17 protein-coding genes are annotated in these 18,877 nt (G+C 69.2%); 11 read left to right on the top strand and 6 right to left on the bottom strand.

Going from position 1 to position 18,877, the window contains the following annotated elements; genetic code table 11:
* Nucleotides 1–49: 49 nt before the first annotated feature.
* Nucleotides 50–361, top strand: a complete 312-nt coding sequence (locus HCX50_RS03850; protein ID WP_091028261.1) for a response regulator — start codon at nucleotides 50–52, stop codon at nucleotides 359–361.
* A gap of 27 nt (nucleotides 362–388) precedes the next feature.
* Here the strand turns inward: HCX50_RS03850 and nucS are convergent, their stop codons facing one another.
* Both nucS and HCX50_RS03840 read right to left on the bottom strand, forming a co-directional pair.
* Nucleotides 389–1,084: an endonuclease NucS gene (gene nucS / locus HCX50_RS03845; protein ID WP_029264137.1), complete on the bottom strand. Its 696-nt coding sequence runs from the start codon at nucleotides 1,082–1,084 to the stop codon at nucleotides 389–391.
* Between the two features lie 56 nt (nucleotides 1,085–1,140).
* Nucleotides 1,141–2,034 carry a GAP family protein gene (locus HCX50_RS03840; RefSeq protein WP_167633075.1) on the bottom strand — a complete coding sequence of 298 codons (894 nt, stop codon included), beginning with the start codon at nucleotides 2,032–2,034 and terminating at the stop codon, nucleotides 1,141–1,143.
* A gap of 116 nt (nucleotides 2,035–2,150) precedes the next feature.
* On the opposite strand from HCX50_RS03840, the gene HCX50_RS03835 reads away from it, so the two are divergent.
* Nucleotides 2,151–3,347 (top strand): sensor histidine kinase, encoded by a 1,197-nt coding sequence (locus tag HCX50_RS03835; protein WP_091028265.1) that lies wholly within the window; start codon nucleotides 2,151–2,153, stop codon nucleotides 3,345–3,347.
* Nucleotides 3,344–3,991: a response regulator gene (locus HCX50_RS03830; protein ID WP_091028268.1), complete on the top strand. Its 648-nt coding sequence runs from the start codon at nucleotides 3,344–3,346 to the stop codon at nucleotides 3,989–3,991. The genes HCX50_RS03835 and HCX50_RS03830 overlap by 4 nt, the downstream gene beginning before the upstream one ends.
* A 4-nt stretch (nucleotides 3,992–3,995) precedes the next feature.
* On the opposite strand, the gene HCX50_RS03825 is transcribed toward HCX50_RS03830, so the two are convergent.
* Nucleotides 3,996–5,234, bottom strand: coding sequence for an MFS transporter (locus tag HCX50_RS03825; protein ID WP_167633074.1), 1,239 nt, complete (start codon nucleotides 5,232–5,234; stop codon nucleotides 3,996–3,998).
* A gap of 60 nt (nucleotides 5,235–5,294) precedes the next feature.
* Here HCX50_RS03825 and HCX50_RS03820 point away from each other — a divergent pair, with 60 nt between their 5' ends.
* Nucleotides 5,295–6,353 carry a LacI family DNA-binding transcriptional regulator gene (locus HCX50_RS03820; RefSeq protein WP_091028274.1) on the top strand — a complete coding sequence of 353 codons (1,059 nt, stop codon included), beginning with the start codon at nucleotides 5,295–5,297 and terminating at the stop codon, nucleotides 6,351–6,353.
* Between the two features lie 33 nt (nucleotides 6,354–6,386).
* Here the strand turns inward: HCX50_RS03820 and HCX50_RS03815 are convergent, their stop codons facing one another.
* Nucleotides 6,387–7,886, bottom strand: a complete 1,500-nt coding sequence (locus HCX50_RS03815; protein ID WP_091028278.1) for a hypothetical protein — start codon at nucleotides 7,884–7,886, stop codon at nucleotides 6,387–6,389.
* 121 nt (nucleotides 7,887–8,007) lie between these two features.
* Here HCX50_RS03815 and HCX50_RS03810 point away from each other — a divergent pair, with 121 nt between their 5' ends.
* The 6 genes from HCX50_RS03810 to mnhG are packed head-to-tail and all read left to right on the top strand — an operon-like array spanning nucleotide 8,008 to nucleotide 14,365.
* Entirely contained in the window at nucleotides 8,008–10,974 is a 2,967-nt protein-coding gene (locus HCX50_RS03810; protein WP_167633073.1) for a Na+/H+ antiporter subunit A, read from the top strand.
* Nucleotides 10,974–11,573: a Na(+)/H(+) antiporter subunit C gene (locus HCX50_RS03805; protein ID WP_091028284.1), complete on the top strand. Its 600-nt coding sequence runs from the start codon at nucleotides 10,974–10,976 to the stop codon at nucleotides 11,571–11,573. Before HCX50_RS03810 ends, HCX50_RS03805 begins: the two co-directional genes overlap by 1 nt.
* Nucleotides 11,570–13,123: a Na+/H+ antiporter subunit D gene (locus HCX50_RS03800; protein ID WP_029264128.1), complete on the top strand. Its 1,554-nt coding sequence runs from the start codon at nucleotides 11,570–11,572 to the stop codon at nucleotides 13,121–13,123. The genes HCX50_RS03805 and HCX50_RS03800 overlap by 4 nt, the downstream gene beginning before the upstream one ends.
* Nucleotides 13,120–13,713 (top strand): Na+/H+ antiporter subunit E, encoded by a 594-nt coding sequence (locus tag HCX50_RS03795; RefSeq protein ID WP_167633072.1) that lies wholly within the window; start codon nucleotides 13,120–13,122, stop codon nucleotides 13,711–13,713. The genes HCX50_RS03800 and HCX50_RS03795 overlap by 4 nt, the downstream gene beginning before the upstream one ends.
* Nucleotides 13,710–13,979, top strand: a complete 270-nt coding sequence (locus tag HCX50_RS03790) for a monovalent cation/H+ antiporter complex subunit F (RefSeq protein WP_091028295.1) — start codon at nucleotides 13,710–13,712, stop codon at nucleotides 13,977–13,979. Before HCX50_RS03795 ends, HCX50_RS03790 begins: the two co-directional genes overlap by 4 nt.
* Nucleotides 13,976–14,365 (top strand): monovalent cation/H(+) antiporter subunit G, encoded by a 390-nt coding sequence (gene mnhG / locus HCX50_RS03785; protein WP_091028298.1) that lies wholly within the window; start codon nucleotides 13,976–13,978, stop codon nucleotides 14,363–14,365. The genes HCX50_RS03790 and mnhG overlap by 4 nt, the downstream gene beginning before the upstream one ends.
* Nucleotides 14,366–14,382: 17 nt before the next feature.
* Here mnhG and HCX50_RS03780 read toward each other — a convergent pair whose 3' ends face one another.
* Nucleotides 14,383–15,144: an alpha/beta fold hydrolase gene (locus HCX50_RS03780; RefSeq protein ID WP_167633071.1), complete on the bottom strand. Its 762-nt coding sequence runs from the start codon at nucleotides 15,142–15,144 to the stop codon at nucleotides 14,383–14,385.
* A 58-nt stretch (nucleotides 15,145–15,202) separates the two neighbouring features.
* Nucleotides 15,203–17,869 (bottom strand): penicillin acylase family protein, encoded by a 2,667-nt coding sequence (locus HCX50_RS03775; RefSeq protein ID WP_443189879.1) that lies wholly within the window; start codon nucleotides 17,867–17,869, stop codon nucleotides 15,203–15,205.
* A 291-nt stretch (nucleotides 17,870–18,160) separates the two neighbouring features.
* Here HCX50_RS03775 and HCX50_RS03770 point away from each other — a divergent pair, with 291 nt between their 5' ends.
* On the top strand, nucleotides 18,161–18,829 hold the full coding sequence (locus HCX50_RS03770; protein ID WP_308162094.1) for a GntR family transcriptional regulator: 669 nt from the start codon (nucleotides 18,161–18,163) through the stop codon (nucleotides 18,827–18,829).
* The last annotated feature ends 48 nt before the right edge of the window (nucleotides 18,830–18,877 follow it).

Raw genomic sequence — 18,877 nt, 5'->3', positions numbered from 1 at the left:
CCTCATGTAAGGTCGCGACAAGAGCGGAGTTGCAGGTCAGAATGGGGGCATGTACGTGTCGGTAGAAGTCATCACGATGCTGGCGACAGCAGCGGCGACTCTGGTCGCGATCGTCAGCGGGTTCGGCTGGATGATCGCTCGGATGGACGCACGCTTCGAAGCGCAGGATGTGAAGCTCGAACTGCGGTTCGATCGCATCGACCGCCGCTTCGAACGGGTCGATGAACGGTTCAAGCGGATCAATGAACGGTTCGACCGGGTCGATCAGCGGCTCCGTCTCGTCGAGCTCGAGATGACCGAGGTGAAGATCGCGGTCGCGCGACTCGAGGGTCCGGCTCCGCGGCTGATGGCGGCTCGCTGATCCGTGCGGGGATCAGACGGCAGAGGCTCAGAACAGCCGGGGGATGCCCGACTCGATGCCCTTCATGTCGTCGTAGTCGAGCACCAGGCAGCGGATGCCGCGGTCCTCGGCGAGCACACGGGCCTGGGGCTTGATCTCCTGTGCCGCGAATACTCCCTGCACGGGGGAGAGGTGCGGGTCGCGGCCGAGCAGTTCGAGGTAACGGGTCAGCTGCTCGACGCCGTCGATGTCGCCGCGGCGCTTGATCTCCACCGCGATCGCGGCGCCGTCGGCATCCCGCACCAGCAGGTCGACCGGGCCGATGGCCGTCGGGTACTCGCGGCGCACCAGGGTGGCGCCCTCGGAGATGCGCTCCACCTGCTCGGCGAGCAGCCGCTGCAGGTCGGCCTCGACGCCGTCCTTCTGGAGTCCCGGATCGAGGCCCAGCTCGTGGGAGGTGTCGTGGATGATCTCGTAGATCTGCACGCGCAGTGCATCGCCCGTCTTCTTGTGGGTGACGCGCCACACCTCGACGACGCCGGCGCTCGCCTCCTCCTCGCCCGGTTCCTCGCTCGACAGCGAGCAGGGCGGGCTCATCCAGTTCAGCGGCTTGTAACTTCCGCCGTCGGAGTGCACGAGCAGACTCCCGTCTCCCTTGTGCACGAGCAGACGCGTGGCGAGCGGGAGATGGGCATTGAGCCGACCGGTGTAGTCGACCGAGCAGCGGGCGATGACGAGACGCACCCGTCGAGCCTACTTCGTCGGAGTCCTGTTGTTCGCCGCCTCGGGGTGCGTGGCGATCAGTTGCCGAGGAACCCGCCGAGCGCCTCGAAGATTCCGAGCTCGGTGGCCGCGGAGCGGGCGATGAGGAACCCGATGATGCCGATGATCCAGGCGGTGTTCTCCGCGCCCGTGCGCTCCATCCAGGCGGCGAAGCGTTCGAGCGGGCGCTGAACGAGGGGAGCGGCGACGATGCGCAGGACGAGCAGGACGATCGCCGGCAGGATCATCAGGGCGCAGTATCCCGCGAGTGACAGCACACGCAGCGGGGTGTCGACCGCGGCATCCGCAAGCATCGTCATCGCGACGATGTACGGCAGCATCGTGGCGACCTCCACCACCCCGGCGGCGATCGCGACGGCCATGACGGCGGCGCCACGGGTACGCGGATCGAGCAGGCGCTCACGCCAGCGTGTGATGCGGCCGGGGCGAGGAGCCGCCGTCGCTTCGGCCTGGTCTGCGGCAGGGGAGGGCGGAGGTGGTGTCAGCGTCGCCGGAGCAGGGGTGTCGCGCCCGGGCATCCCTGTCCATGGAGAGACCTGGGGCGCAGCCGCGACGGACGGAGTCCCCGCCCCCACGGGAGTTTCCTTCGACTGCTTGTCGCCGGTCGGCATCACGAACGCGGTGATGAGGAGTGCGGCTCCGACGAGGAGTCGGACGACCAGGCCGGTCGGTGAGGCGAGGAAGTCCGAGGCCACGTCGACGAGGTTCACCAGCCCCCACAGGAAGAGGAGGCCGACGACGAGGTAGAACGCCGCGATCGTCACGAGGTAGAGGAGGATGCGTCCGGCACGCACGCGCCCGGGGTGCAGCAGGAGGAAGACCGGGATGAGGAGTGTGCCGACGCTGAGCCCGTCGATCAGCGCCAGCAGCGCGAGGGAGAGGGGGAGCGGGAGCCCGCCGAAGAGTTCCATGGCTCCACTGTCGCCCGAGCGGGCGAGGCGGGGGATCGGGCGAAAGTATCGTTCGCCGCGGGCCCCTCATCCCTTCGACGGATGCGACCGCACCCCCGCCGTGGTTGCATGAGGTCATGCACGAGCAGGTCGACGACGGTATCGGCGCCTGGTATCGCCGGCACCGCGGGTGGGCTGACCCGGCCGGGATGGCGCTCCTCGCCGTCGTGATGGCCGCGCTCGGATTCCGCGGTGTCTGGGGCTCGTTCTCCCTCCTGTCGGGATCGGTGTCGCCGTGGTGGGCGCTCGCCTTCGCTCTTCCGGCGTGTGCGCTCGCGCTCGTCAAGCGACGTCTGCCGATGACCGTGCTCGGACTCGTGACGATCCTCTTCGTCGCCGACCTCCTCACGGTCGGCGGCATCGGGACGCTCTTCGTGCTGCTCGACGTGCTGTGGACGACGGTGTTCCTCTCGGGCCCGCGTCGCCGGCGCGCTCTTCTGGTGCTCCTCAGCGCCGCGACGGTCATCCTCTTCGTCGTCGCCTGGCTCTTCACCGACATGCCCTTCGCGGTCGCCGTCCTCATCGGGGTGCAGTTCGGTGCGATCTTCGGCACGGACTACTGGTGGGCGGTCGCGGTCTCACAGGCGCAGGAGCTGGCCGAGCTGCACCGTCAGCGCGCGGAGGACGCGGCGGCCGTCGCCGAACGGGACCGCGCCGAAGCCGTGCAGCGCGAGCGCGAGGCGATGGCGCGCGAGCTGCACGACGTGGTGGCCGGGCACGTGATGGCGATGGCGATCCGAGCCGAAGCCGCCCTCTCCACGGCACCCGACCAGACGAAGGACCGAGAAGCGCTGCAGGCCGTGCGCGATGCGGGCCTGGACGCCCATGGCGCCCTGCGGTCGATGATCTCGGTGCTCCGTCGCGGCGACGGCGCCCTCGTCCCCACCCCGCGCTGGGCCGATCTCGACGGCATCGTGCGAGAGGCCGAGCGCGCGGGGCTCGTGGTCCGTTTCGACGCCGCGGACGAGCCCGAGCTCGGAGCCGCCGCAGAGCAGGCCGTCGTCCGCATCGTGCGGGAAGCCCTGACGAACTGCATCCGGCACGCGGGCGGCGCCGAGGTCGACATCGAGATCGTGGAGCGGAACGCCGAGGTGCAGGTGAGGGTCCGGTCCCGCGGAGGTGTGGCCAGCGCGGCAGCCGCGCACGGAGGCGAAGGGTGGGGTCTGCAGATGCTGCGGGAGCGCGTGGGAGCGCTCGGCGGATTCTTCTCGGCGGGCCCCGTCCCGGACGGGTGGTCCGTCGAGGGCCGGCTTCCGCTCGAGGTGCGCGTATGAGCGCGCCAACCGTACTGCTCGCCGACGACCACGGCGCCATCAGAGCGGGATTGCGGATCATGCTCGAGGCGCACGGGATCACCGTGGTCGGCGAGGCGGCGGACGGCGACGTCGCCGTGCGCAACGCGGCGGCCCTGCGACCCGACGTGGTGCTCATGGATCTGCGGATGCCCGGCAGGGACGGCGTCTCCGCCACACGGGAGATCGTCGAACGAGGACTCGGCGACGTGCTCGTGCTGACCAGCTTCGATGAGGATGAGCTCGTCCTCGGGGCGATACGCGCGGGTGCCGTCGGCTTCCTCCTCAAGACGGTCGATGCCCCCGCGCTCGTTCAGGCGGTGCGCTCCGTCGCTGCCGGAGAGGGTGCGTTGGACCCTCGGGTGACGCGACGCGCGCTCGCCGCCGTGGCCCAGGGCGTGGCGGCACCGCCACCGGCATCGAGTGCGACGGAGCAGCCCGACCTGACCGTCCGCGAACGGGAGGTCCTCGACGGCATCCTGCAGGGCTGGTCGAATGCGCAGCTCGCGGCGCGCCTGCGCATCTCGGTGCCCACGGTCAAGACGCACGTGTCGAACGTGCTGACCAAGCTCGGTGCGCGCAGCCGCTCGCACGCGGCCGCGATCGTGCGCGGCCGCGAGGACTGAGCGCTCAGCGCTGCTCCGCGCTCGCCGCCGGGGTCTTCTCGTCGTCGCGCAGCGGGCGGGCCGCGCCCGAGAACAGTCCGGACATGACGACCAGGGCCACCAGGATGAACAGGGTGTTCAGCAGGCCGATGTGTTCGCTGATGACGCCGAGCACGGGCGGGCCGCCGAGGAACGAGATGTAGCCGATCGTGGCGGCCGCGCTCACGCGAGCCGCCGCCTTGGCCGGGTCGTCTGCGGCGGCGGACATGCCGAGAGGGAAGCCGAGGGAGGCCCCGATGCCCCAGAGCGCCGCGCCGACGAGCACGAGCGGGAAGGTGGGCGCGAGGATGAACAGCAGGATCCCCGATGCCGCGGCGACCGCGAGGATCCGCAGCACCAGGACGCGTCCGAATCGGTCGACGAGGGGGCCGCCGAACAGGCGCACCGTCGTCATCCCGATGGAGAACACGGCGAGCGACACGGCTCCCGTGCCCTCGGCGAAACCATGACCCTGTTCGGTGCCGAGCGCGATCCAGTCGTTGGCGCCGCCCTCGGCGAACGACATGCCGAGCATGACGACGCCGATCAGGTAGGTGCGGGGTTCGCGCCAGGCCTCGAGCGCGGTGTGCATGCGCGCACGGAACGGCGGCTTGACGTGATCCTCCGGGTCGAGCGCGGCCTCACGCACCGGCACCTGGAAGAAGCAGACCACCGCGATCACGGCGATCAGCACGCCCATGGTCACCGCATGTGTCGCGACGTCGATCGCGAGGTGGGCGGCGAGGGCGCCGATGCCGGCGCCGATGACGGTTCCGAAGCTGAAGAAGGCGTGGAAGACGGGGAGGATCGTGCGGCCCATCTGCTGCTCGATCGCGGTGGCCTCGACGTTCATCATCACGTCGACGCAGCCGTTGCCGAATCCGAACAGCGCCATGCCGATGAGGACGACGGTCACCGAGCCGAACACGGTGGCGCCGAGGCCCACGAGTGCGATGCCCAGCGCGAACATGAGCATCGCCGCCAGCATGCCGCGGCGGGCGCCGGTGCGCGCCATCACCGCGGGACTCGTCGAGATGCCGATGATCGAGGCGACACCCATGCCGAGCAGCAGCATCCCGACCTGCGCGTTGTCGAGCTCGAGCGCCTGCTTGATCCCCGGCACGCGCGACGCCCAGGTCGCGATCGAGAGGCCGCTCGCCAGGAAGATGGCGAAGATCGCGGCGCGCCAGCGGACGAACTGCGAACGGGTCAGGGCTGCTTCCATGCCGGACAGCCTATCGAATCGATTCGACCCGGGGGAACGGAAGCGAGCTATCCTCGAAGCATGAGCAGTCAGGAGACGCCGCGTCGGCCCACGATCGCCGACGTCGCACGCGAGGCGGGTGTGGCGACGTCCACCGCCTCGGTCGTCTTCAGCGGCAAGGCGAAGGTGGCACCCGCGACCCGCGAGCGCGTACTCGCCGCCGCCGCCGAACTCGGCTACGCCGGACCGGACCCCCGCGCCGCCTCCCTGCGACGCGGTCGCAGCGGCATCGTCGCCGTCGTGCTCGAAGGACACCTGCGTGCGGCCTTCCTCGACCCCGTGACGACGGCCATGATGGACGGCCTCACCGACGGACTCGCCGAACTCAGCGCCGGCATACTGCTGATGCGCGACGAGCCGGGGGAGGGCACGGCGATCGCCGATGCACCCGTCGATGCCGTCGTGCTGATCGGATGCTCCGGACGCACCCGGGCATCCCTCGAGGTGGTCGTCGGCCGCGGCCTCCCGGTCGTCGTGATCGAAGGGGACGCCGGAGAGGCCATCCCGCGGGTCACACTCGACAACGCGGCAGCCTCCGCCGACATCGCGAAGCACGTGCGCGACCTCGGCCACCGCGATGTCGCGCTGGTCACCCTGCCGCTCGACAGCGACCGCGAGTGCGCAGCGGTCACCCCGGAGCGCCTCGCCAACGCGACGGTCGACGTCACGGTCCACCGGTTGGCGGGCACCCGTGAGGTGTTCCCCGACGCCCCCGCGATCTCGGCATCCGGCAGCCTCATCGACGAAGGCGTGCGGGTCGGCCGGATGCTGCTCGCGGACCCCGCCACCCGGCCGACCGCAGTGCTCGCACAGAGCGACCTGCTGGCCGTCGGCGTCATCCGGGCGGCCGAAGAGCTGGGACTCCGCGTCCCGGAGGACCTCTCCGTCGCGGGCTTCGACGGCATCGCGCTGGACGGCCTCGGCGACCTCACCCTCACCACGAGCGTGCAGCCGGCCGTCGAGAAGGGCCGTGCCGCGGGAGAGCAGGTCGCGCGCATGCTGCGAGGCGAGCCGGGGATCACGCAGCATCTCACCTGCCGTTTCCGCGCCGGCACCACGACCGGCCCGGCCGCACGCTGAGATCCGTCCCCCGACGCGGCTCCGGGGCCGCGGTCAGCTGCGCTGCGGGCCGAGCGGAAGCGCCGTGTCACCGAGATCGAGGATGCGGTAGCGGCCGCAGTCGATCACCTCGTCGGGGATGGCCGGCGCGGGCAGGTTCCACGGGATCGACTGGGCATCCTCCACGAGGAACGTGACCTCGCCGACTCCGAAATCGTCACGGTTCACCAACCAGGCATAGCCGCGCAGTTCGTGATCGACCTGCACGAGCTGCGCCGGGTCGTCGAGGTGCAGCTTCGGCAGGCGCACGGTCCAGAACTGACCGGCTCCGGTGCGGCCGGAGGCACCGACCCAGTCGGTGACGCAGGTGAGGTCGGGGTCGCTGGCCTCGGCGGCCGCAGCGAGTCGAGGGATGCTCAGGATGCCGCCGACCGCGAGCAGCGCCGCGGCGACCAGCGCGATGAGCGACCGTGCGCGGAGCGGCATCCACCCCGCGCGCGGCAGGGCGACCAGGGCGAGAACGGGCGCGAACGCGACGGGCTGCAGGTAACGGGCCGCGTGGGTGCCGAGGGCGATGGCGCCGATCACGACGAGAACGGGCGTGAGCCAGGAAATGGCGGCGACGAAGCGCGAGCCCTCACTCGCGGCTCGTGTCGTGCGGACCACCGCGAGCACGAGGAGTGCCAGCACGATCAGGCAGCCGAACACCCCGCCGGGGGTCGAGAGGCGGTCTGCCACGAGCCCGCCGTAGTACCCGAGCGACTCGGCCCATCGCGCCGGCTGCACGTAGCCGGCGCCCGTGTTGGCGATCCATGCCCGAAAGGGAATGCGTCCGAGGGTGCCGAGTGCCGTGCCGCCCAGGAGCACACCGAGCAGTAGCGCCAGCCGGAAGCGCTGCCGCGATCGGATGGTCAGAATCGCGAGCAGCACCGCGATCGGAACCGTCGCCCACGCCGCATACAGCGGATTCGACAGCGTCGACACGGCCGCGGTGGCGCCGAGCGCGACCGGAAGACCGAGGCTCATCGATTCGCGGTCGAGCGCGCGTCGCACCAGCCCGACCGAGAGCACGACCGCGACCACGGTGGCCGAGTAGTAGGTCGTCGTGAGCTGCAGGGAGGCGAGCTCGAGGGCATCGCGCGATGCAGAGAGCTCGGTCACGGCGATGGTGCAGAACACCGCGAGCCCGAGGAGCGCCCACGCGACGGGTGCTCCGCCGTCCTTCCGGCGACCCGCGACGAGCCGAAGCGCACCGTAGAAGGCGAGCATGTTGATCACGGCATTCACCGCGAGCAGGCCGTTCACGTCGAGCGGTACGAGCAGGTCGAGCCCCGAGAACACGGCGGATTCGGGAAGGAAGAGCACGCTCGACATCGCCCAATCCAGCGGTTCACCGGAAAGGAGCGACCGCGCGAACATCCCCACGATCAGGGAATCTCCGTCGCGGAACAGCAACTCCGATCGCGCCGATGATGCGACCTGTGCGGCGGTGATGACTGCGAGCGACAGGGCGCCGAACCACCCGGCCAGCTCCCGCACCCAGACCCGCCGCATGCGACCACTCTTGCACGATCGTGCAACCCGCGGACCGGACGGCCTTTTCGCCCGGGTAAACTAATGGCGACACCCCCCCCGCCTGGCCTCAAGGCCGACGACCCCCGAGGGAGCCGCGTATATGCTGACGCTCCTCGCCGTGTTCCTGCTCGGGTCGCTGTTGATGCCCGTTCTGGTGCGATGGCTCGGAGCTCAGGCCTTCGCCATCGCCGCACTCGTCCCCGCAGCGGCCTTCGTGCACGCGCTCGTCCTGACGCCGCAGGTGCTCGACGGCCCCGTTCCGTTCGAGTCGGTCGAGTGGATTCCGCAGCTCGGGCTGAACCTCTCCATGAACATGGACGTGCTCGGCTGGGTGCTCACGCTGATCGTCACGGGTGTCGGCGCCCTCGTGCTCCTCTACTGCCGGTGGTACTTCTACGAGGACTCGGCCGGGGTCGGGCAGTTCGCGGGTGTCCTCCTCGGCTTCGCCGGCGCGATGTACGGCCTCGTGCTGACCGACGACCTCGTCATGCTCGTCATGTTCTGGGAGGTGACGAGCATCCTCTCGTACCTCCTCATCGGCCACTATCGCCGCCGTGCCGCCAGCCGACGTGCGGCACTGCAGGCGCTGCTCGTGACCACTCTCGGTGGACTCGTGATGTTCGTGGGCGTCGTGGTCCTCGTCGTCGACACCGGCACGTCGAGCATCCGGGAGATCCTCGAGATCGCCCCGACGGGCCCCGCGGTGGATGCCGCGATCGTGATGCTCCTGATCGGCGCGATCAGCAAGTCGGCCCTGTTCCCGTTCCACTTCTGGCTTCCCGGAGCGATGGCGGCGCCCACCCCGGTCAGCGCGTACCTGCACGCGGCCGCGATGGTCAAAGCCGGCATCTACTTGATCGCCCGGTTCGCGCCGATCTTCGCTTTCAGCGCGCCCTGGCGCCCGATCGTCATCACCCTCGGCATCCTCACGATGCTGATCGGCGGCATCCAGGCGCTGCGGGAGACCGACCTCAAGCGCATCCTCGCCTTCGGCACGGTCAGCCAGCTCGGATTCTTCGCGATCGTCGTCGGCTACGGCACGCAGGCGGCGGCGCTGGCAGGGCTCGCGCTCGTGATCGGCCACGCCCTGTTCAAGTCGGCCTTGTTCCTGATCGTCGGCGTCATCGACCGCCAGCTGTCGACCCGTGACATCACCGAGCTCTCCGGCGTCGGGCGGCAGGCTCCGGTCATGGCGACGGCGGCATTCATCTCGGTGGCATCGATGGCGGGCATCGCGCCGACCATCGGTTTCGTCGCCAAGGAGTCCACGCTCACGGCTCTGCTCGATGACGCCCTGGGTGGCTCTCCGTGGGGGCTGGTGGCGCTCATCGGCGTCGTCCTCGGTTCTATGCTCACCGCGGCATATGGAGCACGATTCCTCTGGGGAGCTTTCTGGAAGAAGCGCGACGAGCAGGGCCAGCTGCCCGACACCGCCTGGCCCGATCCGCCTGTCGGCTTCCTGTCGGCGCCGATTATCCTCGCCGGCGTCACTCTCGCTGCGGGGATCGGGGCCCCCGCGCTCGACGTGGCGCTGCAGGGCTACGCCGTCACCGCGACACCCGGGCTCGATCACGCGGGCGAAGCCGTCGAAGGTCCAGGGCACCTCGCGCTGTGGCACGGCCTCGAGCCCGCGCTGGGCATCTCGATCGTGTCCATCCTGCTCGGCATCGGCCTCTTCCTGCTCACCCGCAGGACCGGCTGGGACCGCAAGCCCCGCCTCCTGCGCTTCACCGCTGCCGATGTTTACTTCCTGGTGATGCGCGGTATCGACCGGCTCTCCGTGCTCAGCACCACTCTCACGCAGCGCGGCTCGCTGCCGGTCTACGTCGGCACCATCTTCGTGGTCTTCGTCGCCGCCGAGGTCACGGCGCTCATCGCCAGCGACATCGATCGGTACAACCTCTCCGCCTGGCACACGCCCGCGCAGATCGTCGTCGCCCCGATCATGGCGATCGCCGGGGTGTTCGCGGTCCGCGCCCAGAAGCGCTACACCGGCGTCGTCCTGGTCTCGGTCACCGGCCTCGGCATGGTCGTGCTGTTCGCGACGAGCGGCGCTCCCGACCTGGCACTGACGCAGATCCTCGTCGAGACCGTCACCATGGTCACGTTCGCGCTGGTGCTCCGCCGCCTCCCCGCCCGGATGGGGGAGCACAACGCCTCCGTGGGGCGTGTCCCCCGGGCGCTGCTGGCGATCGGCGTCGGCGTCACGATGGCCTTCGTGGCGGTGGTCGCCACCCAATCCCGCATCGCCGATCCGATCTCGGAGGCGTTCCCGCAGCTCGCGTACGAGATCGGTCACGGCAAGAACGTCGTCAACGTGGCCCTGGTCGACCTGCGTGGCTGGGACACGATGGGCGAGCTGTCGGTGCTCGTGCTCGCCGCGACCGGCGTGGCCTCGCTGGTGTTCGTCACGCACCGAGCCGACCTGCTCGCCGCCACCAAGAACCTGCCGAAGGCGACGCGGAGGGCCGCGCGCAGCCGTCCGCTCGTCGAGACGACCGAGGGCATCCGGTTCCAGAACTCCGACAACGAGAGCAGCCCGCGGGCGTGGCTCGTCGGCGGTCAGAAGATGAAACCCGAGAACAGGTCGATCCTGCTCGAGGTGATCGTCCGCATCCTCTTCCACACGATCATCGTGGTGTCGATCTTCCTGCTGTTCGCCGGGCACAACCTGCCGGGCGGCGGCTTCGCCGGCGGGCTCGTCGCCGGCATGGCGCTGGTCATGCGCTACATCGCCGGTGGTCGCTGGGAGCTCGGCGCTGCTGCTCCGACGGATGCCGGCCGGCTGCTCGGCACCGGCCTCATCCTCGCCGTCGGCACGGCCGTCGTCCCGCTCTTCTTCGGGCTCGCGCCTCTGACGAGCACGTTCTGGGAATGGGAGATCCCCGGTATCGGTCACATGGAGTTCGTCACCTCGACCATCTTCGACGTGGGTGTCTACCTCGTCGTGATCGGGCTCGTGCTCGACGTGCTGCGCAGCCTCGGCGCCGAGGTCGACAGGCAGGCGGCGCTGCGCTCGACCCCCGGTCCTGAAGGCTTCCTCTCGCGCGGACGGGGGAGCAGCTGATGGATGTCTCGCTCACCCTCATCGTCATCATGGCCATCCTCTTCGCGTGCGGCGTGTACGCGATGCTGGAGCGCAGCCTCACCCGCGTGCTGATCGGCTTCCTGCTGCTCGGCAACGCCACGAACCTGCTGCTGCTGACCGTGATGGGCGTTCCGGGCAATGCGCCGTTCTTCGGCACCGAGGGCGAGATGAGCGACCCGCTCCCGCAGGCGCTCACCCTGACCGCCATCGTGATCACCTTCGCGGTCTCGGCCTTCCTCCTCGCCCTGATCTATCGTTCCTGGCAGCTGGGCCAGGCCGACACCGTCGAGGACGACGAGGCCGACATCGCGCTCCGCGAGCGCACCGACGCCGACGAAGACCTCATGGACGACGAGTCCGAGACGGACGAGGACGAGGCGACCACCGACTTCGTCGGCGTGCAGACCGCACCGATCACGGTGCTGCACATGCGCGACCACCCCTCCATCCACGACGACGCCCCGTTCGATGCGCCGACCGGGTGGGGAGACGAACCCTCGTCGCGCTCAACCGAGGGCGACGACGCGCGCCCCGATGAACCCGACGACCACGACGAGAACGAGGAGGGCCGGCCATGACCGCTCTCGTCCCGCTCCTCGTCGGGCTCCCGCTCCTCGGCGCCGCCATCACCCTCGTGTTCGGCAGGAACGCGCGGCTCCAGGTCGTCGTGACCGTGGCCACACTCGCCGCGGTCTCGGTGATCGCCGCCGTGCTCCTGGTCGTGGTGGATTCCGGCGACCCGCTCGCCGTCTCGGTCGGCGGCTGGCCTGTGCCCTTCGGCATCGTGCTCTACGTGGACCGGCTCGCCGCACTCCTCGTGCTCATCTCGAGCATCGTGCTCCTCGCCGTCCTCCTCTTCTCCATCGGTCAGGGCGCCGCCGACGGCACCGACGAGACCCCGATCTCGATCTTCAACCCCTCGTACCTGATCCTCGCGGCCGGTATCTTCAACGCCTTCATCGCCGGCGACCTGTTCAACCTCTACGTCGGCTTCGAGATCCTGCTCGTCGCCTCTTACGTGCTGATCACCCTCGGGAGCACCGAGTCCCGCATCCGTACCGGCGCCGTCTACATCGTCGTCTCGCTGGTCTCGTCGATCCTGTTCCTCGCGTCGATCGCCATGATCTACGGCGCACTCGGCACGGTCAACATGGCTCAGATCGCCGAGCGCATGTCGGAGCTTCCACAGGAGACGCAGCTGGTGCTGCACCTGATGCTGGTGGTCGCCTTCGGCATCAAGGCCGCCATCTTCCCGGTGTCCTTCTGGCTGCCCGACTCGTACCCGACCGCTCCCGCCCCCGTCACGGCGGTGTTCGCGGGCCTGCTGACCAAGGTCGGCGTCTACGCCCTGATCCGCACCGAGACCCAGCTCTTCGCCTCGAACAGCATCGACACGGTGCTGCTGATCATCGCGCTCGCGACCATGATCGTCGGTGTGCTCGGTGCCGTGGCGCAGGCGGAACTCAAACGAATCCTGTCGTTCACACTGGTCAGCCACGTCGGTTACATGATCTTCGGGCTCGCGATAGCGACACCCGCCGCGATCGGGGCGACCGTGTACTACATCGTCCACCACATCGTCGTGCAGACGACCCTGTTCCTCGCCGTCGGTCTCGTGGAACGTCGAGCCGGCAGCACGTCGATCCTGCGGGTCAAGGGGCTGCTCAAGGTCGCGCCGGTGATCGCCGTGCTCTACTTCGTGCCCGCGATCAACCTGGGCGGACTCCCCCCGTTCTCCGGGTTCATCGGCAAGTTCGCGCTCTTCGAGGCGGCAGCATCCGTCGGCACACCGATCATGATCGTGCTGATCTTCGGCGGCATCGTCACCTCCCTGCTCACCCTGTACGCACTCATGCGCGCCTGGAACCTCGCGTTCTGGCGCGAGGAGGAGGACTCCACCGAGACCGAGGGTCGCATCTCGTACCTCGGCAACGCCCCGGCCGCCGACGAGCAGCAGGAGCGACGTCGCATCCCGAAGATCATGACGATCGCCACGGCCGGCATGGTCGCCGTCACCGTCTCGCTCACGATCTTCGCCGGACCCCTGTACGCGCTCTGCGACCGCATCGGCGCCGCTCTGCTGCAGCCCGTCAGCCTCGTCCAACTGGAAGAGGAGGTGGGCGGATGAGACGTCAGACCAAGCGCCACCTCTGGCGCGACATCCGGGTCCAGCTGCCGTTCCTCGCCTGGCTCGTCGTGCTGTGGATGCTGCTGTGGGCGCAGTTCACCGTGCTGTCGTTCCTCTCCGGACTCGTCGTCGCGATCTTCGTGACCCGCGTGTTCCGGCTGCCGACCGTCGAGCTCTCCGGCCGGATCAACCTCGGCTATGCCGCCCTGTTCGTGGTGCAGTTCCTGTTCGCAGTGCTCAGCGGAGCCATCTCGGTGACCCTGCAGGTGTTCGACTTCCGCCGCCAGCCGGGCACAGCGATCATCGCGGTGCCGCTGCGTTACGCCGACGATCTGGTCATGACCCACGTCGCCGTCGTGTCGTCGCTGGTCCCCGGCTCGCTGGTGGTCGAGACCGACCGCGACCGGCGCATCCTCTACCTGCACGTGATCGGCGTGAGGAACCGCGCCGACGTCGAGAAGCAGCGCGCCGGAGTGCTCCGCTGGGAGCGACGGGTCGTCCGGGCGCTGGGCGACCCCGCCCAGTACCGCGCGCTCAAGGCCGACCAGCGCGCCGGCCTGACCGGAGCGACGAAGGGCGGTGCCCGATGAACATCCTGCTGATGCTGATCATGGTGGTCTTCGGTATCGCCGCGATCCTCACGCTGATCCGAATCGTCCGAGGTCCGTCGATCCTCGACCGCGCCGTCGCCTCCGATGTGCTCCTGACCGAGGTCATGTGCGTGCTCGGGGCGGAGATGGCCATCAACGGTCACACCCGCAACATCCCCGTGCTCCTCATCATCGCCGCGATCGGGGTGTTCGGCTCGATCTCCGTCGCCCGGTTCGTCGCGAGAAGGGACAACACGACCTCATGAACATCCTCGGTCTCGTGATCCCCGACCCCGTCATCGACGTGGCTGTGCTCGTGCTGATCCTGCTCGGGGCGCTGCTGTGCCTGTCGGCGGCGGTCGGGCTGCTGCGCTTCCGCGACGTGCCGTCCCGGCTGCACGCGGCGACCAAGCCGCAGGTGCTCGGACTGCTGCTGATCTGCATCGCGATCGCCCTGTCGCAGCGGTCGATCGGCGGCATCCTGCTGGGGTTCGTGCTCGTCGCGCCCGTCGTGCTCATGCAGTTCGCGACGGCTCCGCTGTCTGCGCACATGGTCGGGCGACAGGCCTACCGCAACGGCACCATCGAGCAGCGCGGCCTCGTCGTGGACGAGCTCGCCGAGTCGAAGCAGACCCCGCCCGCCGCCGGCTGAGCCCGTGAGACCGAGCCTTAGAGGCGGGCGGCGAACTCGTGGATCAGGCGGGCTGCGGGCTCGGAGTCGCTGATGAGGGTGCCGTGTCCGTGGTCGGGGATGACCTCGAGCGCGGCGCCGGGGATCGCGTCGAGGATCTCCCGGCACCAGCTCATCGGCGCGAGCGGGTCGTCTTCACCGCGCAGCACCAGCACCGGGCACTCGATGCGCACGAAGGCGTCCTCGGGCTCGTGCACGACGGTGGCACGGATCTTGCGGATCAGGTGCGGGCCTCCGCGCAGGTACTCCCGCGCGCCGCGCCAGATCACCAGCGGCCGTTCGCCGACGAGATCGGTCAGGAGGTAGCGGGCCTGCGCCGCGATGTTGCGCGCCGCCTTGTTCACCGTGGGCCCGGCCAGCACGACACCCTCCACGAGGGATGGATGCCGCGCGGCGAGCTCCGCCGCGATCTGGCTGCCCATCGAGTGCCCGATCGCGACCACCGGGCCCGAGTCCACGTGCTGCAGGTAGGCGGCGACGAGGTCGGCGTGACGCTCCATGGTGAGCGTGCGCGTCGGCTCTGGTGCCTCGCCGAAGCCGGGCAGGTCCAGCGCGATCACTCGGCCCTCGAGCCGCTGCACGACGTCGAGGTAGACGCTGCGACCCATGCCGATGCCGTGCAGCAGGAGGTAGGTGTGCGGGCCTTCGCCGAACGTCTCGGCGATGAGCGTGGCGCCGCCGTGCTCGAACTCGAGGAGCGTGACGGTCGTGCCCTTCGGGGCGAGGTAACTGGATGGCACCTACCCACGGTATCGGAGCAACCTGCGCCGTCCCTTCAGGACGGCGCAGCCCCGCGGATCAGCCGGTCGGCGACAGGATCAGTGTGTCGATGGTCGACGCTCCGACGGCCTTCCCCGAGTACGCCCAGGGCTGCTGGAGCCCGACGGCCCAATCGGCCGTCTGGTCGGTGTAGTGCTCATGGAAGGCGTGACCCGAAGCGCCGGTGAGGTGGTTCCAGGTCGAGGCGTCGAAGTCGGAGAGATCGATCACCATGCGCATCGACGGCACCGTGGTGGTGGCGTACGAGACGCCGAGTTCCCACCCGGTCGCGTTCACCACGGAGGCCCCGCCGCTCACCGGGTACGGCCCGCGGTTGAAGAGGGCCTCGACCGGCGCGATCCCCGAGGTGCCGAGGGTGTCGCTGGTGAGGGTGATCGCGTGCAGGTCGCCCCAGTTCCAGCGCGTCGGGACGTCTCCCTGCAGGGTGACGAGCTCGTCGTAGGCCTCTTCGGCGGACAACGCCAGCATGGCCTCCATCCCGTCGACATCGATCTCCGGGTTGTTCCAGAGCGGATCGGAGGGGTCCTCGAGCATGTCGGCGACGACCGTGAACAAGCGTCCCTGCCCGTCGATGGGCAGGGGCTGCTCGCGCTCGCCGAAGATGTTCTGCACGAGGTTCGACCAGAGCACGTTCGCGTAGGCCGCGGCGGGCGAGGAGGCCGCGTTCTGGCCGTCCCACGGGAGCAGGAGGTCAACGGCTGCCTGGACGTCCGCTCGACTCACGTCGACGTCGGCCATGGCGGTCGCCAGCTGCGTGCCGATCCACATCTCGTCGTCCATCTGGATGTCACGCATGTCCTGGGCGGTCAGCGGAGCGGCGGCCGCGCGTCGTTCGATCAGGTGGGCGATGCGCGCCGCGCGATACCCGTAGTCCCAGTCGCGGGAGAGGAAGTACGCGTAGTCGTCGGTGACGATCGCGTTGTTCGCGGTGACGATGTACCCCGAACTCGGGTTGTACGAGACCGGCAGTTCGTCGAACGGGATGTAGCCCGTCCAGTCGTAGCTGCTGTCCCATCCCGGCTGCGGCATCCATCCGTCGTCGGCACCGCGGATCGGGAGGCGCCCCGGGGTCTGGTAGCCGATGTTGCCCTCGGTGTCGGCGTAGATGAGGTTCTGTGCCGGCACATCGAAGAGGGATGCGGCGTAGCGGAAGTCGTCGAAGTTCTGCGCGGTGGAGAGGGCGAAGATCGCGGTCGCGGTCGTGCCGGGGTCGAGCGCGGTCCAGCGCAGGCTCACGGCGTACTCGGCGTCGTCCTGACCGGCGGGCGGGGCAGCGGGCGCCTCCGTGCCTTCGGCCAGCGCCGGCTCCGGGTCATCGGCGATCGCGGTGAAGTCGTCGGTGAGCCCCGAGATGATGGGTCCGTGCACGGTGGAGCGGATCGTCAGCTCGATGTCGTCGCCGCCGGCGACCTTGATCGTCTCGGTGCTCTGCTCGAGCGGGACCAGCGCCCCGTCGCGCCAGTACTCGTCGCCGACGACCCGCTCGACGTAGAGGTCGGTGACGTCGGTGGTGAGGTTGGTGAACCCCCAGGCGACGTGCTGGTTGTGGCCGATCACGATGCCGGGAAGCCCGGAGAACGAGAAGCCGCCCACGTCGAACGGGCAGGCGTCGTTCACGGTCGAGCACTTCAGCTGCACCTGGTACCAGACCGATGGCAGTGAGGCGCCGAGGTGCGGGTCGTTCGCGAGCAGCGGCATCCCCGTCTCGGTGAGGTCGCCGGAGACCACCCAGGAGTTCGATCCGATGCCCTCGCCGACGTCGCCGACGAGCTCGCTCGCCGCCTCGATCACGTTCGAGGTCTCCTCCCACTCGATCGTGGTGGTCGCCTGCTGGATCTCGTCGTCCGATTCGGAGGGCGTGTATGCGGCGGGTTCGGCACCGGTGTCGAGTGCGGGCACCGTCGAGATCTTCGGAACGATCACCGGATTCTCGTCGAACGGGTAGCCGGGGTAGAGCTTCGCGAGCATCTCGCCGGTGTCGACCGACTCGCCCGCGTCGTCGTCCGTACCGGCATCCAGCTCGGCGGCCAGGAGGGAACGCTCGGTCTCATCCTCGATGTTGCCGCGCAGATCCCAGGCCATGGCCTTGAGCCAGGCGACCGAATCCGCGGGCTCCCACGGCTCCGGAGCGTAGTCCGGGTTCTGGATTCCGAGAACGGCATATTCGAGCGAGAGCTCTGCGCCCGACCGGGTGGCGAGGTAGGCGTTGACCCCGTCGGCATAGGCCTCGTAGTAGCCGCGGGTGGTGTCGTCCATCGCCTCGACCTCGGCTTCGGCGACGGTGCGCCAGCCGAGTGTGCGCAGGAACGCATCGGTGGCCGCCTGGGATTCTCCGAACATCTCGGCGACCCGCCCCGCGGTGACGTGTCGGCGGAAGTCCATCTCGAAGAACCGGTCCTGCGCGTGCACGAAGCCTTCGGCGTAGAACAGGTCGTCGGTCGAGTCGGCGGTGATCGTCGGGATCCCGCGCTCGTCGCGCTGCACCGTGACCTCGGCCTTCAAGCCGTCGAGTTCGACGGTGCCCGCGGTCTGCGGGAACGAACGCTGGATCGTCCACGTCACGAAGAACGCGGCGGCCACGGCGATCACGACGATCGCGGCCACCACGAGGAAGGAGATGCGTCCGATCCGGGCACCCAGTGACGGGCGGGTGGATACGGCGGACTCCTGCGAATCGGTCATCATCGTCGAGAACTCTTTCGGGTAGACAGGTGGAACTCAGTCCCACCGAGCCCCAGTGCGCGTTTCAGGGTCGCGCATTCGCATCATATCCGTCCGAGTGCTCATGGATCATCTATTCAGGCGCATGTGTTATGTTACCCGTTGCGCTACGCGCGAATCAGGGGCGATGCGGAGGCTCGGCACGAGAGTGCCGTCGGCCGCCGATGTCGGCCGCATCGAGTGGTGGGGGAGCCACAGTGGTCGAAGGAGGGTGTGATTTTGGTGGGCATGGATGGAGCGCTGGAACGGCGTTCAGTGAGTGAAGACGTCTATCAGCGACTGCGGGACGCGATCGTCAGTGGCGAGCTGCGACCGGGCGAACCGATCCGCGACTACGAGCTGGCGGCGGATCTCGGGACGTCGAAGACGCCCGTGCGGCATGCGCTGGCGCGACTCGCCGAGGGAGGACTCGTCGAGATGCAGCGCAACCGCTACACGCGGGTGGCTCCCCTCGACCTCGACCGCATCCGAGACGCGCTCGCACTCTTCGGCGACATCTGGATCGGCTCGGTGCGCCATGCGATGCCGCTGATCCAGGCTGACGACGTCACGTATCTCGTCGATCTCACCGAGGACATGTCCGCCGCGGTCGTGGAGCAGGATGTCGTCGAGTTCGGTGGAGCGCTGCGTACCATCGCGAACGGGTTCGCCCGCATCGAGGGCAACTCCACGCGGGTGACCGTCATCGAGTTCCTCGGGCCGCAGATCCGCCGCTTCTCGCAGCACGCGCGGGGTTCGTTCGACTGGGTGGCGGTCGAGAAATCCACCGTCGCTGTCCGCGAGGCCATCCGGCAGCGCGACGCGGCCGAGACCCGCGCGGCGATCGTGACGCTCTTCGACGAGGTGCTGCCGAGCATCATCGACCGCGCCGAGGAGCTCGACGGCGCCGATGAACGGCGCAGCGTCCGCGACTCACCCGCCTAGCGGGTGCACCTCTCCGACGTCGGCAGCACAGGCTCCCGACGTCGGCAG

It is taken from the genome of Microbacterium sp. B19(2022), from assembly GCF_012030385.1.
Taxonomy (GTDB): Bacteria; Actinomycetota; Actinomycetes; order Actinomycetales; family Microbacteriaceae; genus Microbacterium; species Microbacterium oxydans_B.
This window is presented reverse-complemented; position numbering and strand designations above follow the sequence as displayed.

Bases quoted from the DNA above. Each gene is read 5' to 3' on its own strand.
- HCX50_RS03850 (WP_091028261.1), top strand. From the start codon at position 50: ATGTACGTGTCGGTAGAAGTCATCACGATGCTGGCGACAGCAGCGGCG.
- HCX50_RS03840 (WP_167633075.1), bottom strand. From the start codon at position 2,034: ATGGAACTCTTCGGCGGGCTCCCGCTCCCCCTCTCCCTCGCGCTGCTG.
- HCX50_RS03835 (WP_091028265.1), top strand. From the start codon at position 2,151: ATGCACGAGCAGGTCGACGACGGTATCGGCGCCTGGTATCGCCGGCAC.
- HCX50_RS03830 (WP_091028268.1), top strand. From the start codon at position 3,344: ATGAGCGCGCCAACCGTACTGCTCGCCGACGACCACGGCGCCATCAGA.
- HCX50_RS03825 (WP_167633074.1), bottom strand. From the start codon at position 5,234: ATGGAAGCAGCCCTGACCCGTTCGCAGTTCGTCCGCTGGCGCGCCGCG.
- HCX50_RS03820 (WP_091028274.1), top strand. From the start codon at position 5,295: ATGAGCAGTCAGGAGACGCCGCGTCGGCCCACGATCGCCGACGTCGCA.
- HCX50_RS03815 (WP_091028278.1), bottom strand. From the start codon at position 7,886: ATGCGGCGGGTCTGGGTGCGGGAGCTGGCCGGGTGGTTCGGCGCCCTG.
- HCX50_RS03810 (WP_167633073.1), top strand. From the start codon at position 8,008: ATGCTGACGCTCCTCGCCGTGTTCCTGCTCGGGTCGCTGTTGATGCCC.
- HCX50_RS03805 (WP_091028284.1), top strand. From the start codon at position 10,974: ATGGATGTCTCGCTCACCCTCATCGTCATCATGGCCATCCTCTTCGCG.
- HCX50_RS03800 (WP_029264128.1), top strand. From the start codon at position 11,570: ATGACCGCTCTCGTCCCGCTCCTCGTCGGGCTCCCGCTCCTCGGCGCC.
- HCX50_RS03795 (WP_167633072.1), top strand. From the start codon at position 13,120: ATGAGACGTCAGACCAAGCGCCACCTCTGGCGCGACATCCGGGTCCAG.
- HCX50_RS03790 (WP_091028295.1), top strand. From the start codon at position 13,710: ATGAACATCCTGCTGATGCTGATCATGGTGGTCTTCGGTATCGCCGCG.
- mnhG (WP_091028298.1), top strand. From the start codon at position 13,976: ATGAACATCCTCGGTCTCGTGATCCCCGACCCCGTCATCGACGTGGCT.
- HCX50_RS03775 (WP_443189879.1), bottom strand. From the start codon at position 17,869: ATGATGACCGATTCGCAGGAGTCCGCCGTATCCACCCGCCCGTCACTG.